Genomic DNA, 14619 nt, shown 5'->3' with positions numbered 1-14619 from the left:
TTATGATGGCGCCACCCCGCTTTCAAGAGAGCAACCCCGTGAACCGGATTGAACACATCACGCTGATGGCAAGCTACAACCAGTGGATGAACCAAAAGGTGTATGACGCCGCCAGCCACCTCACGGACGCGCAACTGCTGGAAGATCGACGGGCCTTTTTCGACTCGATCCTCGGCACGCTGAACCACCTGGCCCTCGGCGATACAGTGTGGCTCAAGCGCTTTGCCCAACACCCGGCAGGTTATTTGGCGCTGGTACCGCTGGAGGCTGTCGCCATGCCGGCCGACCTGAGGCAACTGGCCTTCGCCGACCTGCGTGCACTCGCCGCCTATCGCATCTGGCTGGATCGATTGATCATCGACTGGGTCAACACCCTGCAAGCGCCCGAGCTAGACCAGCGCTTGCAGTACCACAACATGCGCGGCGTCGCGGCCAACAAGGACTTTTTCAGCCTGTTGCTGCACTTCTTCAACCACCAGACCCACCATCGCGGCCAAGTGACCACACTGCTGAGCCAGGCCGGTGTGGATGTGGGCGACACCGACCTGCTGGCCTTGATTGACTGAACTCAGCGCGCGGTAAACTCAGCGTAGGCCTGCAACAATCGCGGAAACGCCTCCGGCTGCGGCAATTGCGCAAAGCTTTCGACGGCAGGGGTGGTGGCCCAGGCCAGTTTTTCCCGAGTCCAGGTTTCCATGAAAGGCACGTACTCGTTGGCGTTATCCAGCAAGGTGGCGCGCACATTGACGAACTCATCGATGCCATGGGGGCGCGTAAACAACCAGCTCATGCAATGGGGGCAAAAGTAGTGACGGTCCACCCCCTGCAACCCGCCGATCACCGGGCAACCAGCGGTCACTGTGAAGCCGCTAGCGGGTATCAAGGCGCTGAGGGAGAAAGCGCTGGAGGACATTTTCTGGCAGCCGGTGCAGTGACACGCCATGGTGATCACCGGGGCCACGCTGACACTGAAACGCACGCGATTGCAGCGGCAACTGCCCTCGTGTGGCAGGGTTTCGACGCTCATCATTGCTTCCTTTTTATGATTGGGTGCGCGTCAGGGTACCAAACTAAAGCGAACGCGGCTGTGCAGGCGGGGTCACAACATTGAGGCACCGGGAAAAGCCTTCCCACCCTCCCCTATAAGAAGGAGATGCTCCTATGGTCATTCACTTCAAGGTCGCCGGCCATCTTGCCTGCGGCCACCACGGCACCAACCTCCCCTCCAGCACCGAGCTGAATCGGGTCAAGTGCCGCACCTGCCGCAACACCGATGCCTACAAGGAAGCCCGCCGCGTGCAACGCAATGCGACCCGGCGTGCCAACCGCAGAGCCAAGGCTCATACCGCCGGCGACTGGCGCAACGCGTGGACGCAGCGCCTTACTGATTTGCCGGGATTGCAGCGTTTGCCACGCGGGTTCAGCGGGCAGCCGTTTGTCTGAGGCCACACCGTTCCCAAAGTGTGCACACCACTAGGTGGGAGCGGGCTTGTGTGGGAGCGGGCTTGCTCGCGAAAGCGGTGTATCAGCATCAAATGCACCAACTGACACACCGCACTCGCGAGCAAGCCCGCTCCCACAGGGACTTGCGGTGCTTTTTAGTATGCAGGCAAGCCCCATGAAACGGGTTCGAAGGCTTCGAGGCTGACGAGACGATGGTCAGCATGCTGGAATTTCTCATCCGGCATCGCCGGATCAGGAACTGCCACCGCATACATCCCCGCCGCCTTCGCCGCCGTAACACCAAACGGTGAATCTTCGAACACCAGGCAATCCGCCGGGGCCACGCCCAGGCGTTGGGCTGCCACCAGGAAAATGTCCGGTGCGGGCTTGGCCGCGCCGACGTGTGGGTCGTCCGCCGTGACAATCGCATCAAACAAACCGAACCATTGCCGATGACGGCTGATCTTCAAATCGAAGTAATGCCGCGATGAGCTGGTCCCCACCGCAATCGGTACGCCTTTGGCCGACAGGTGTCGCACCAGGGCTTCGGCCCCAGCCATGGCGCCGGCGCGGGGGAAACGTTCGTTCATCAGCGGCGTACGCAGTTCCAGGAACGCCTCGGGGCTGATCGGCAGCTCAAGCGAACCCACGATGTAGCTCGCCAGGTCATACGCCCCAAGGCCAATGGTGTGCTGTTTGAACTGCCAGTCAAAAGCCCGGCCACCGTAGCGGTCGGAGATAATTTGGGTGACCTCGGTATAGACGCCCTCGGTGTCGAGCAACAAGCCATCCATATCGAAGATCACGGCCTTGATCTGTGGTGCATTCATTCGTCGTTATCCTCAAGTACGCCCGGCGTAATGGTCGATCAAGCGGTTGAGCAGGATGGCCAACACAATGATCACGCCGGTAATCGCCATTTGATAAAACGAACCCAGCCCCAGCAAATTGAAGATATTGCGCAGCACTTGCAGCAGCATCACCGCCACTGCCGTGCCCACCACGCTGCCGCGCCCGCCGAACAGGCTGGTGCCACCCAGTACCACGGCGGCGATAGCGTCCAGCTCCAGGCCCTGGGCGGCCGTGGGTTGACCCACATGCAGCCGCGAGGTCATCAACAACCCGGCAAATGCCGCCAATGCGCCGCAGATGGCAAACACCCCAATGGTGACCGCCCGCACCGGCACACCGGACAGGCGTGCGGCTTCCAGGTTGCCGCCGGTAGCCAGCACATACTCGCCAAACACGGTATAGCGCAGCACCAGCCAGGCGATCAGGGTGATAAGGATGAAGATCAGCCCCAGCACCGGAAACACGATGCCGGCACTCGGCAGGATGTCGATCATCGACGAGCCAAACCCGGTGAAGCTGGCCGGCAAGCCGCCAATCGGCGCGCCATCGGAGGCGAGAAAGGTGGCCCCGCGCAGCGACACCAACCCAGCCAGGGTGATAATAAAGCTAGGCACCTTGCCGAATACGGTCAGGCTGCCCATCAAGGTGCCGATGGCCAAGCCCACCAGCAAGGTGGCCGGCACTGCCAGCCAGCCGCTGACCTGGTTCTGCAACAGCACCGCCACCAGAATGCCACCGAAGGCGCACAGGCTGCCGACCGACAGGTCGATATTAGCGGTCAGGATCACAAAGGTCATGCCGATGGCGACAATCCCCACAATGGCCCCTTGCTGGAACAGATTGGCGATGTTGCCGAAGGTCAGGAAGTCATCCGACAAAAACGTTGCCACCACCACGGCAAACAGGAAGATGAACACAAAGTTGTAGCGCATCACCCATTCCAGCACGGCGCTGCGGCGGCTGGCGGCAAGGGTCACGGGCTTGTCGAATACGGGTGTGGGGTTACTGGCGATAGTCATGGCTCTACACTCTTTTACCAATAAGGATGGCCTGGTCGATCTGGTCGCGACTGGCATTCAATGGGTCGAAACAGACTGCGTTGCGCCCCTCGTGCATGACCCAGATCCGGTCACAATTGACGTACAACTCATCCAGCTCACTGCTGGCCACCAGCACGCCCGCGCCTTCCTGGGCCAGGCTGCGGGCCAGGGCATAGAGGTCGGCCTTGGCGCCCACATCCAGGCCACGGCTCGGTTCGTCCAGCAGCAGCAGGCGCGCGCCGTCGATCACCCACTTGGCCATCACCACTTTCTGCTGGTTGCCACCGGAAAGCTGACGCACCGGTTGCTCCAGGTTGTCGAGCTTGGTTTGCAGGCGTTGCAGCACCGGGCCGGCGCGGTCCTTGGCCTGGCGGTGGGAAAACCAGCGCAGATGCCGTGCATGCACAAGGCAGGCATTGCGGTAGATCGGCGCGTCCAGCAACAGGCCTTCGGTCTTGCGGTTTTCCGGGACCAGCCCGACGCCTTGGCGGATCGCCTGGCGTGAGGTCAGCGGCCGATAGGGTTCGCCGAACAGCTCCACATCGCTGTCATTGCGCCCTACCCCGAACAACGCCTTGAGCAAGGTGCTGCGGCCGGCGCCGTTCAGGCCGGCCAAGCCGACGATCTCGCCCTGGCGCACTTGCAACGCGCGTACATCCAATCCTTGCGCGCCTTGCAGTCGACGGATATCCAGGGCCAACGCTTCACGCGGCGCCTGTCGCGGGCTGCGCTCCAGCAGGTCACGGTGCTCGCCGACCACCGCCGCAATCAATGCCTGGTCGTCAATGTGCGCCAGCTCGTGGGTTTGCAAGGTGCGCCCGGCGCGCAATACCGTCACGCGGTCACCTATTTCGCGAATCTCATTGAGCCGGTGGCTCACATACAACACCGCCACACCGGCAGCGGTGATTTCGCGGATCACCTGGAACACCTGCTTGAGCTCGGTTTCGTTGAGTGCGGCAGACGGTTCATCCATCACCACGACCTTGGCCTCGCAGGTCAATGCCCGTGCGATGGCTGCCAGTTGCTGGTTGGCAATCGACAGGCTGCCCACCCGGTCGGTGCTGGCAAAGTTTGCCCCAACCCGCATCAGCGCTGCCTTGGCCAACGCGCTGCGCTTGCGGCGGTCGATCATGCCGAAACGCCGTGGCGCGTAGCCGAGCATCAGGTTTTCTTCGACGGTCATCTGCGGGATCAGGTCCAGTTCCTGGTAGATCATCGCGATCCCGGCCTGACGCGCCTGTTGCGGGTTCTTCAACTCCACCGGGCTGCCGGCGATGGACAGGCTGCCGCCATCCGGGCGATGGGCACCGGCGACGATCTTCAACAGCGTGCTTTTGCCCGCACCGTTGGCGCCCAGCAGGCAGTGCACTTCACCGGGACGTAGGTCTAGGGACGCATCGGTCAACGCGATCACATTCGGCGGAAAGCGCTTGCTGACATGGCGAATTTCCAGGGCCAACTCATTCATGATCCTGCTCCAGCAAATAACGGGCGGTCGCGGCGTCGGTGGCCAGCACATTGACGTAGCCGGCCTTGACGCTGGCGTGGACGATGCGGTGCTTGTGGGCGCCGACACACACGGCAATCGACCAGTCTTTTTCCCGCAGGGCCGACAGGCGCAGGCCGAGGGTGCGAGCGTCCAGCTCCGGCAGCACCGGCTCGCCGTCCATGCCGATAAAGCGGCCCATGATGTCGCCGACGGCTCCCAGGCGCTCCAGTTCGGCGAGCAAAGGCCGGTCGATGTAGCCGGACTCCATCAGCACCGAATGATCAGACAACTCCCCAAGGCTGAAGCACGCCACCGGTGCCTGCTCGCCAAGGCGCATGACCTCGGCGATCACCGGGTCTTGCTCCAGCGCTTCGCGGGTATGGGCATGCCCCAGAATCGCCGGCACCGGCAGCAAGGTGGCCTGGCCGCGCGCCGCCTGGGCAAAACGCTCGGCGACGTTATGGTTGGGCTCGCCTGAGGAGCGCGTATTGATCGCGCCATTGAGCAACACCACATTGACCCCTTCGTTCCAGCGCGGCACCAGCCATTGGGCCATCTTGGTCAGGGTGCGGCCCCAGGACACGCCGATCAGCGCGGGTTGGGGTTGCAGGTTGCACAGGTAGCGCGCCGCGGCTTGGGTGACCACGTTGAGGGCGTCGTCGTCCTCGACGTCCAGTACCAGGGCTTCACGCAGGCCGAAGCGGCGCTGCAACGCCACCTCAAGCGCAGGCACGCGCGCAGAGTGGGCGACGATATCGATGCGCACCACGCCACAGTCCCGCGCCTCGCGCAACAAGCGGCTGACCTGCCAGCGAGTCAGGCCGGTTTCTTTGGAAATCTCGCTCTGGGTCTTTTCCAGATCGAAGTACAGCTTGGCGACCTGCACCATCAAGTCGTCGCGCTGGGAGTCCCCGGTGAGCTTGGGTGACAGCGATTCGGCGCTCATGCTGCTGGCCTTACGCCGAGCACACGGTTGGCGGGCGGCTTGCAACTGATGGGCGCCACGCTGTCGGTGGCGGCGCGATAACGGCCAAGCAGCTCGATGTACTGCTCGTGGGCATAGGGGTCGGGTTCGATCAGGCGGCCGACGGTGGTAAACGCGGTGGCGGCTTGCTGCAAGTCAGTGAACTCGCCGAGGGCACATGCAGCCGCGGCGGCGGTACCGATCAACGTGAGGTTGTCGTGGGGCACCATCTCAAAGGGCACGCCAGTGGCATCGACGGTGGCCTGCAACCACAACGGGTTCTTCTGGAACCCACCGGCGGCGACCACCCGGGTGATCTCGATGCCTTCATTGCGCCAGGTGTGAAAAATATTCGCCGAGCCCAGCGCGATGGCTTCCACCGAGGCGCGGTAGAGGTCGTGCCGGTCGTGATTGAGGGACAAGCCCATGATCGCGCCGCGCATATCCGGTGAACGATATGGCGTACGGTTGCCCATCCAGTAATCGAGCACCAACAGGCCGGTGGAGCCCGGTTGCAACGCACCCGCCTGGCGGATCAATTGCTGATGGCCGGCGTCATCCAGGCCGAACATCTTTTGTGCCAGCCAATTGAGAATCGAACCGGCCGAGACCTGCCCGCCTTCCATCAGCCATTGGCCGTCCAGCAACGCGTCAGGGTACGGCCCCCAGATACCAGGTACATCGATGCGCTTGGGGGTGTGCATCAATTGCACCACCGACGTGCCACCGATAAACAGCAGTTCGCCCGCGCCGGTGGTACCGGCACTGAGCATGGCCATATGGGCGTCAATGCCGCCTTGCGCCACCAGCGTGTCACGGCTCAGCCCCAGGTGATTGGCCGCATCAAAGGTCAGAGGGCCGATGCGCCCGCCGACCTTGATCACTTCCGGCGGCAGCTTTTGCGCCAGTTCCGGGATACCCAATTCGGCATACAGCTCCACGGGAAAGCGTTGTTGCTGCGTGTCGTAGTTCCATTTGCAGCTGGCGTTGAGTTGGGAAGCCACCCAGCGCCCGGTGAGCTGGAAGTTGATCCAGTCCACCGCTTCGCAAATCCGCGCGGCACGCCGATACACTTCAGGCTCGTGCTCGGCCAGCCACATGGCCTTGGGCACCAGCCACTCCACCGCGTCGCCGCCCTGGTTCATCATGGGGTGGCTGATGTGGGCGGTGCGCGCCGACTCAACGGCGGCACGGCAGTCCATCCATAACAGTGCCGGGGCCAGGGGTTGGCCATCCGCTTGTGCAGCGACCACCGTTGAAGCGGTGGTGGCGACGCACACCGCCGCCACTTGGGGATGCCCGGCCTGGCTCATCAGCTGCCTGCACGCCTTGCCCAATGCCGACCACCAGTCGGCGGGCGCCTGCTCGGCCCAGCCCAGCTGCGGGTATTGCGTGGTGTAGGGCGCCTCGGCCACCTGCACCAGTTTGTGGCTGTGCAGGTCGTATAACCCGGCCCGCACGCCACCTGTTCCGAAATCCAGTCCCAACAACAAGGTCATCGGTCGTCCTCCTGCGTCTTGTGCTGCCGACGCTTTTTGTTTTAAACCCTGCAACGGCGGGCGTTGCAGGGCGGGGCCAAGCAAGCGTGCATCAAGGGCGGAAAATCACCTTGGCCGCCACTTCGCTACGGTCGGCGTAACGCTGGAACATCGCCGGCAACTCGGTCAGCGGCAGGTCGTGGGTGATCATGAATTTCCACTGCAAGTCACCCGAGGCCAGCTTGTCGATTGAGGCGGTCCACTCATCCCCCGGGAACGGTGCAGAGAACGAGTTCCAGGCGCCGTGCAGGGAGATTTCCTGGCGCAGAAAGTGCGAGAAGGTCGCGGTGCTCAGCGGCACTTCACCGGCAGGAATACCAATAAACACCACGTGGCCGCCGGCCTTGGTCAATTGCACCGCCTGGTTGATCGAGCTGGGATGGCCCGCCGCTTCGATCACCAACTGGCAACGTGGCAGGTCGACATCCGAAGCGCCACTGAGCAAGGTGTGGGTCGCACCGGCTTCACGGGCCATAGCGAGTTTTTCTTCGGCAATATCGATGGCGACAATGTCCTTGGCGCCCATGATGCGCAGCCACTGGATCACAAACAGGCCAATCGGCCCGCAACCCACCACCGCCCCGCTCTGCCCGGCCTTGAAGTCTGACTTCCAGATGGCGTGCAGGGCAATCGCCGCCGGGTCCACCAGGGACGCGGCAATCGGGTCCATGCCCGCCGGCACCTTGATCAGGTTGCTCAGCGGCACGTTGACGTATTCAGCGTAGGCGCCATCGCGGCGGCTGCCAAAGTAGTCGTAGCGCTCGCAGCGGGATGGGAAGCCACGGGCGTACTGGTCACTGGTCACATCGGGAATCATCGGTGGCACGGTCACCAGTTCACCGACGGAGTAACCTTCGACACCGCTGCCGATCTCTTCGATAAAGCCTGCGAACTCATGGCCGCAGATCAACGGCATCACGTGGGCGCCTTTGCTCAACATGCGCGGGATGTCCGAGCCGCACACGCCGCAGGCAGCGACACGCACCAGGGCATGGCCAGGTTTTACGCCAGGTTTTGGAACGTCTTCGACCCGGATATCACCCGGTTTGTACATGACGGCAGCTTTCACAGTGAATTCCCCTGTTGGATAGGCAATGTAGGTGTTCAGCGCGACTCAGAGTGCGCCGGGACGGTATTCGCCGAAGGTGGCGTCGTGCTTGATCTCGGCCGCATCGGCCTTGGTCACGACTTTGGTGCCGGCATCGACAAACGCCGGGATGGTCTTGCCGCTGATCAAGCCTCGCGCCGCTTCAATCGCGACTTCGCCGAGGTAGCGTGGATCGTTGAGGGCAGTGGCAACGTATTGATCGCCGTTCTGGATGGCGTTGATGGCTTCCGACAAGCCATCCACACCGGCGACCAGTACGTTTTTCTTGCCGCTTTCGTTGAGCACTTGCAGGGCGCCCATGGCCATGTCGTCGTTGTGGGCGATCACAGCCTTGAGGTCGGGGTGGGCTTGCAGCAGATCCTGCATTGCGGTCACTGCGTTGGCACGCATGTATTCGCTGTAGGGGCCGTCGATGATTTTGAAGTCGGTACCGGCCAGCGCCGTGTGGAAGCCTTTGCGGCGCTCTTTCATCACAGTGCCGCCGGCATCGCCCTGGATCTCGATGATCTTGCCGTTGACCACGCCTTTTTGTTTGAGGGCAGCCACCAGCGCCTTGCCGGACAGCTCGCCCATCTCGGCGTTGTTGCGCCCGATGGTGGCGGCAACGGGCGCGTTGATGGCGCGGTCCACGGCAATAACTGGCACTTTGGCGCGCTTGGCCGCTTCGAGGGAGGCGCCCACCGCATCCGGGTTGACGGCGTTGATGATCAGCACGTCGACCTTGCGGGTCAGCAAGTCCTGGATATCGTTGTTCTGCTTGCTGATGTCGCCGTTGGCATCGAGGAAGATCAGCTCGTCGCCGTCCCTGGCGGCGGCGGCTTTGGCGCCATCGCGCAGTTGCACATAGAAAGGGGATTGGAGGGTCACTTGGCTGAAACCGATCTTCAGGTCCTTGGCCTGGGCGTTCAACGCCAGTACCGAGGCCGCGACAGCCAAAGCAAGGGACAGCACATGAACAGGTTTACGGGCTATCTGTAGCATGGTGATTCCTATTTTTATTGTTGTCTGGATTCGGGCGCGACCTTCAGGGAGGCCGTGCTCACAAATGTGAACCGCGATCACATTTGAAAAACTATGCCTTGTGCCCGAAGGTGTCAAGGCTATTTTGTTAGAATCCAAACATACGATATAAAAATCACACCATCAGTATTGCTCCGCCCTCCTGGATGATTTGCTGGTGGGCCTGGGACAAAGCCGGGTCGCTGACGACCCGCTGGAAATCCGCCAGCTCGGCAAAATGCGCCGCACGCACCTGATCGAATTTACTGTGGTCGGCCACCAGCACACAGGTCTGCGCCCGCGCCATCACGCGCTGTTTCACGTCCACTTCATTGAGGTTGTAGCAGGTCACGCCATGGGCCGCGCTGACCCCGGCGGCAGAGATAAACGCCCAGGCGACGCGGATGCCGTCAACGATCCCCGCCTCGGCGCGGCTTTCAAATACGAGGTTGCGTCGATCGAGCATGCCGCCACACACGATCACCGTACACAGCGGCTTCTGCTGGAGTTTGAGCAGCACGTTCAGGGAGTTGCACAGCGCGGTGAACTCCAGGTCGTCGGGCAACGCATCGACGATAAACGGCGTGGTGGTCCCGCAATCGATGAAGATCGTATCGCCTGGGCGCACCAGGCTGGCGGCGCGCTGGCCGATCTGGCGCTTCTCGGCGATGTTGCGCAGGTCCTGCTCGGCCACTTGGTAATCTGGCTCAGGCGCGCCGCTGCGGGTGACGTGCCCACCCAGCAGGCGCAAGCCCTGGACGTTGTCCACGAGGTCGCGGCGCAGGGTCATTTCCGACACCCCAAGCAACGCAGCCATATCCCGCAGGTGGACCGCGGCCTCGCCTTGCAGGGCCCGGTGCATGGCTTTGAATCGTTCGGTTTTCTTTGAATCCACTGCGCTTTCACCCTGATCGATTGTGGCCGAATGACAAAACGGCTCACAAAATCCATTTACAATGTTATTTATTTCACATTTAATGCATTCAACTTAACACAAACCGGCTTTTGCCAGCACCCTCTCCCACAGGACTTCTGCCATGCCCCAAGACGCCTCCTCCCTCGCCGCCTACATCGACCACACCTTATTAGCCGCCGACGCTTCCCAGGCGAGCATTCGCCTGCTGTGCGACGAGGCCCGTCAATATGGCTTCAAGTCCGTGTGCGTCAATAGTGCCAATGTGCCGCTGGCCGCCGAGTGCCTGGCAGGCGCGCCGTCGCTGGTGTGCGCCGTTGTGGGCTTCCCGCTTGGGGCAGGCCTCGGTGCCGCCAAGGCCCATGAAGCCCACCTGGCGATCGAGGCCGGTGCGCGGGAAATCGACATGGTGCTGAACATCGGCTGGTTAAGGGACGGCCTGCTGGACCTGGTGCGCGATGACATTGCCCAAGTGCTCAAGGCCTGTGGCGAAGTACCACTCAAAGTCATCCTGGAAACCGGCCTGCTCAACGATGAACAGAAGACCCAGGCTTGTGTGATCTGCCGTGAGTTGAACGTCGCCTTCGTCAAGACCTCCACCGGCTTCGGCCACGGTGGCGCGACATTGGCCGATGTGCGCCTGATGCGCGAAGTGGTTGGCCCGGTGATCGGCGTGAAAGCCTCCGGCGGCGTACGCGACGTGGCGACCGCTCACGCGATGATCGAAGCTGGCGCGACGCGACTGGGCAGCAGCTCCGGGATCGCGATTGTCAGCGGCGCCACTGCGGTGGCAGGCGCCTACTAAGACCGGGTTTGGAGCGAGCAGGCTCGCTCCAGCACGCGTTACTTCACCTTGCTGCTCAAGGTATCCACACTGCGCTTCAAATCGTCCAGGCTGCGCTTGAGGCTGTCGATATCGCTCTTTTGTCGCTCGATCGTGCTTTTTTGATCGGCCACCGTGCGCTGCAGATCCGATAACTGACTGTCACTGGCGCTGGAACTGGAGCCGTTCTTGCGCTTGAACTCGTCGAACTCGCGGCCTTGGGCATCCAGTTTGCTTTTAACGTTTTGCAGGTCGGTATCAGTACGCTTTTGGCTGGCTAGCAGGCCTTCGATGTCAGCCACGGAGATGGCCGAGGTCTTCAGGACATACCTGTTCCCGGCCTCCTGCGAGGCGCCGGTCAGCCGGTCGCCGCCTGACGCACTAAACACTCCCCACTGCACCGTATCTGCCGCTTGCGCCGCACCCGCCAACATCCCCACAACACTTGCAGCAATCATCCAGGCACGCTTGCGAACACTGAGCATCATTGATTCCTTTCCAGAATGCCAAGATGGCATATCGCTATGACTGCACGATATGAATCTTGTTCCCGCGCCGTAGGAATCCTCTGTTTCCCCCCGGAAAGTCGGCGTAGATCACTGATCTATCGAGGTTTTTCTTCTGCGCCTTGGTGCAATAAAGCTGCCCCTCGGCCTTGCACCGAAGCGCCTGGGTCTATATATTCCCAACCCTGCGACAACGCGCTACCGCCCGAATGGCGAAACTGGTAGACGCATGGGACTTAAAATCCCCCGCTCGTAAGGGCGTCCCGGTTCGATTCCGGGTTCGGGCACCATATATATCAAGGGCTTGCGTGATTAACTTCATGCAGGCCCTTTGTGTTTCTGCTCCGCAATGCTAGAAAAGTTGTTTCATAAATTCCTGAGTCGTTACATCCAGCCCACGATCTTCACCGAATACAACTTTAACCCCCTCATTTGCCCTTAGCAGCATCTCACTGTGCATCCCAAGAGCGGCCTCTTGATGGTAATACTCGTACCGCTCCTGCATGTACTTATCCTTGTAGGCTTGCAGGCGCTCAGATGCCAGGGCCTTGCGGTTCGGATCCGTCTCTTGGGCTAGCGCGCGCTCATCCTCTAGCAGTCGCCGCTCAGTCATACCGACCCGCAAACTTGCCGTACGAAAGCGCGTCTGGGTGCGTATGACGTTCAAGGCGCGAGTTGTGAATTCTATTGCCGCCTCTCTTTTCGTCTCGGCGCCCGACCAATCGGCAGATTGCATCTCAAGCAGGTCGGCCGCCAGCTCCTTCTCAGCATCTTCACCGCGCGCCAAGTAGCTGGACAGGTCTAGTTTCGGTTCCCGTTTAAAAGCAAGCAGATGCCTGGACACCATTGATGACGCTTTTGCCACGTTATCCCGGCTATGCAGTTCGCTCCATCTATAAGCGGCTGCTCCACATCCGAGAATGACCAGTAAAAGCACGACAATAGTTTTTTTCATGGATCCCTCCACGGCCCCCTTTAAAACCCGCCTCCTGGCGGTTTTTTCGTTTGATCGTCACACACTGCCACATCAAGGCTTGATCTTTTTCAGCTCGCCCAGCAACTCAAGCAACTGCTGCATGTTGTCTTCGCCAAACTGACGCTGGATCTCCAGATAACCGCGCTCCATGCCCTCGCTCATCGACAGGAAGCACTGATGCCCCTGCACCGTCAGGCTGAGAAAGATACGCCGCTGATCCTCGGTGGATTTGCGCCGTGTTACCAGACCATCGCGCTCAAGGCGCTTTAACACACCGCTCATGCTGGGTTTGAGAATGCACGCCTGGTTGGCCAGCTGATGGCTTTCCAGTTCGCCCTGCTGACGCAGGATGCGGATCACCCGCCATTGCTGCTCGGTCAGGTCGTGTTCGTTGAGCCCTGGACGGAAGAAGGCCATTGCGGCCTCGCGTGCCTGGAGCAATGTGAGGGTCAGAGAAGGTCTGGGATTGGCCATTTCGTGTGCGCGCTGTGGAAGAACGGCCAGATTAAGGTCGACGGCCTTCGGGTGCAACAGCGGGACGGATGGCATGTCGCTTCGACCCACACGAAGTGTCGCAGGAAGGCTTTGCTTTTTTGCATTATCGATAATATGTTAACGACACAAAGGGGCACCCATAGTCCCTGCCAACGATCCCAATAAAAACAACAAGGAATCACCCCCATGCGCGTCAGCACCCGCAGTGCTTTGGCCTCATTGAGCCTGTGCACCACCGCCCTCCCGTTCCAGGCCTTTGCCGACTTTATCCAGGACAGCAAGGCCACGCTGGAAACCCGCAATTACTACTTCAACCGCGACTATCGCCAGGCAAATGCGCCGCAAAGCCAAGCCACCGAATGGGCCCAGGGCCTGGTCTTGCGTTATGAGTCCGGCTTCACCGACGGCACACTGGGGTTCGGCCTGGATGCGCTGGGCCAGCTGGGGCTCAAGCTGGACTCAAGCCCGGACCGCCACGGCACTGGCCTGTTGCCCTACGGCGCCAGTGGCCGAGCTGCCGACAGTTACAGCGAGCTAGGGCTGACCGGCAAAGTGCGCTTGTCGCAGACCGTGCTGAAAGTGGGCACCCTGCAACCGCAACTGCCGGTGGCCGCGTTCAACGACACGCGCCTGCTGCCCTCCACCTACAGCGGCGAACTCATCACCTCCAAGGAAGTCGGCGGTTTGACCGTAAACCTCGGCCGCCTGGAACAACAGAACCTGCGGGACTCCAGCAGCAACGATTCCATGAGCTACGCCGGCGTCAACACCCGCTATCTGGACCTGGCCGGCGGCAGCTATGCGCTGACCCCGACGCTCACCGCGAGCTACTACCATGCGCGCATGAAGGACATCTACAGCCAGGACTTCGCCGGTTTTACCCACGATATGCCCCTGGGCGGTGGGGTCAGCTTGCGCTCGGACCTACGCTACTTCGTCACCCGTGAAGACGGCGACCACCGCCTGCGCGCCGCCACCCGCGTGGATGGCGGGCGGATCAACAACCGGTTCTTCAACGGCATGGAAAGCTTGAGCATCGGCGGTCATCGACTCGGCGTGGGGTATCAGAACCTGTCGGGCCAAGGTGATTTCGCCTACCCGGGCCTTGACCCCTACTCCGTCAACCTGGTCACGATCAACGTCTTCACCAAAGCCGAAACCGACGCCTGGCAGCTGCGGTACGACTACAACTTCGCCGCCATGGGCCTGCCGGGGCTGACCTTCATGACCCGTTACGTCAGCGGTTCCCACATCGACACCAACCGCGTCAGTGGCGGCACCGAGCGCGAGCGAGACACAGACCTGAGCTACGTGGTGCAGAGCGGCACGTTCAAGAACCTCAACATCCGTCTGCGCAATGCGACGCTGCGCTCCGGCGGCGGCTTGACCACCGACATCGACGAAACCCGGCTGATCGTGGGCTACAACCTGTCGCTGTTCTAACGCCGTGGAAAGTGCAATCGATCCACC

At 61.3% G+C, this 14619-nt stretch carries 16 protein-coding genes and 1 tRNA gene; 5 read left to right on the top strand and 12 right to left on the bottom strand.

The window, feature by feature from the left end:
* The first annotated feature begins 38 nt into the window (after positions 1 to 38).
* On the top strand, positions 39 to 566 hold the full coding sequence (locus tag DBR46_RS01245) for a DinB family protein (protein ID WP_124524673.1): 528 nt from the start codon (positions 39 to 41) through the stop codon (positions 564 to 566).
* Positions 567 to 568: 2 nt separating this feature from the next.
* Here the strand turns inward: DBR46_RS01245 and DBR46_RS01240 are convergent, their stop codons facing one another.
* Positions 569 to 1027: a GFA family protein gene (locus DBR46_RS01240; RefSeq protein WP_124524672.1), complete on the bottom strand. Its 459-nt coding sequence runs from the start codon at positions 1025 to 1027 to the stop codon at positions 569 to 571.
* Between the two features lie 134 nt (positions 1028 to 1161).
* Between DBR46_RS01240 and DBR46_RS01235 the strand changes: the two genes are divergently transcribed.
* The gene (locus DBR46_RS01235; protein ID WP_124524671.1) at positions 1162 to 1443 is read left to right on the top strand and encodes a hypothetical protein; all 282 of its coding nucleotides are present in this window, start codon (positions 1162 to 1164) and stop codon (positions 1441 to 1443) included.
* Between the two features lie 155 nt (positions 1444 to 1598).
* Here the strand turns inward: DBR46_RS01235 and DBR46_RS01230 are convergent, their stop codons facing one another.
* From DBR46_RS01230 to deoR, 8 genes are all read right to left on the bottom strand, one after another.
* A complete protein-coding gene (locus tag DBR46_RS01230) occupies positions 1599 to 2273 on the bottom strand; it encodes an HAD-IA family hydrolase (RefSeq protein WP_124524670.1) in 675 nt (224 codons plus the stop codon).
* A gap of 12 nt (positions 2274 to 2285) precedes the next feature.
* On the bottom strand, positions 2286 to 3314 hold the full coding sequence (locus DBR46_RS01225; RefSeq protein ID WP_124524669.1) for an ABC transporter permease: 1029 nt from the start codon (positions 3312 to 3314) through the stop codon (positions 2286 to 2288).
* Between the two features lie 4 nt (positions 3315 to 3318).
* Positions 3319 to 4806, bottom strand: coding sequence for a sugar ABC transporter ATP-binding protein (locus DBR46_RS01220; RefSeq protein WP_124524668.1), 1488 nt, complete (start codon positions 4804 to 4806; stop codon positions 3319 to 3321).
* Positions 4799 to 5773 carry a sugar-binding transcriptional regulator gene (locus tag DBR46_RS01215; RefSeq protein ID WP_124524667.1) on the bottom strand — a complete coding sequence of 325 codons (975 nt, stop codon included), beginning with the start codon at positions 5771 to 5773 and terminating at the stop codon, positions 4799 to 4801. The genes DBR46_RS01220 and DBR46_RS01215 overlap by 8 nt, the downstream gene beginning before the upstream one ends.
* The gene (locus DBR46_RS01210; protein ID WP_124524666.1) at positions 5770 to 7290 is read right to left on the bottom strand and encodes a ribulokinase; all 1521 of its coding nucleotides are present in this window, start codon (positions 7288 to 7290) and stop codon (positions 5770 to 5772) included. The genes DBR46_RS01215 and DBR46_RS01210 overlap by 4 nt, the downstream gene beginning before the upstream one ends.
* 91 nt (positions 7291 to 7381) lie before the next feature.
* Positions 7382 to 8398, bottom strand: a complete 1017-nt coding sequence (locus DBR46_RS01205) for a galactitol-1-phosphate 5-dehydrogenase (protein ID WP_256659189.1) — start codon at positions 8396 to 8398, stop codon at positions 7382 to 7384.
* A gap of 45 nt (positions 8399 to 8443) precedes the next feature.
* The gene (locus DBR46_RS01200) at positions 8444 to 9418 is read right to left on the bottom strand and encodes a substrate-binding domain-containing protein (protein WP_124524665.1); all 975 of its coding nucleotides are present in this window, start codon (positions 9416 to 9418) and stop codon (positions 8444 to 8446) included.
* Positions 9419 to 9572: 154 nt separating this feature from the next.
* Positions 9573 to 10331 (bottom strand): DNA-binding transcriptional repressor DeoR, encoded by a 759-nt coding sequence (deoR, locus tag DBR46_RS01195; protein ID WP_124524664.1) that lies wholly within the window; start codon positions 10329 to 10331, stop codon positions 9573 to 9575.
* Between the two features lie 142 nt (positions 10332 to 10473).
* Here deoR and deoC point away from each other — a divergent pair, with 142 nt between their 5' ends.
* The gene (gene deoC / locus DBR46_RS01190; protein WP_124524663.1) at positions 10474 to 11154 is read left to right on the top strand and encodes a deoxyribose-phosphate aldolase; all 681 of its coding nucleotides are present in this window, start codon (positions 10474 to 10476) and stop codon (positions 11152 to 11154) included.
* Between the two features lie 38 nt (positions 11155 to 11192).
* On the opposite strand, the gene DBR46_RS01185 is transcribed toward deoC, so the two are convergent.
* Positions 11193 to 11657, bottom strand: coding sequence for a hypothetical protein (locus DBR46_RS01185; protein WP_124524662.1), 465 nt, complete (start codon positions 11655 to 11657; stop codon positions 11193 to 11195).
* Between the two features lie 224 nt (positions 11658 to 11881).
* Between DBR46_RS01185 and DBR46_RS01180 the strand changes: the two genes are divergently transcribed.
* Positions 11882 to 11968 (top strand) — tRNA-Leu (locus tag DBR46_RS01180).
* Positions 11969 to 12030: 62 nt separating this feature from the next.
* Here the strand turns inward: DBR46_RS01180 and DBR46_RS01175 are convergent.
* Both DBR46_RS01175 and hpaR read right to left on the bottom strand, forming a co-directional pair.
* Positions 12031 to 12633 (bottom strand): hypothetical protein, encoded by a 603-nt coding sequence (locus tag DBR46_RS01175; protein WP_124524661.1) that lies wholly within the window; start codon positions 12631 to 12633, stop codon positions 12031 to 12033.
* A 72-nt stretch (positions 12634 to 12705) separates the two neighbouring features.
* Positions 12706 to 13128: a homoprotocatechuate degradation operon regulator HpaR gene (gene hpaR, locus DBR46_RS01170; RefSeq protein ID WP_124524660.1), complete on the bottom strand. Its 423-nt coding sequence runs from the start codon at positions 13126 to 13128 to the stop codon at positions 12706 to 12708.
* A 207-nt stretch (positions 13129 to 13335) separates the two neighbouring features.
* Between hpaR and DBR46_RS01165 the strand changes: the two genes are divergently transcribed.
* Positions 13336 to 14592, top strand: a complete 1257-nt coding sequence (locus DBR46_RS01165; RefSeq protein WP_124524659.1) for an OprD family porin — start codon at positions 13336 to 13338, stop codon at positions 14590 to 14592.
* Positions 14593 to 14619 lie beyond the last annotated feature (27 nt).

Origin of the sequence: Pseudomonas sp. KBW05 (genome assembly GCF_003852405.1) — a bacterium.
Taxonomy (GTDB): Bacteria; Pseudomonadota; Gammaproteobacteria; order Pseudomonadales; family Pseudomonadaceae; genus Aquipseudomonas.
The sequence above is the reverse complement of the archived record's forward strand: the minus strand, read 5'-3'. Positions and strand labels throughout refer to the sequence as shown.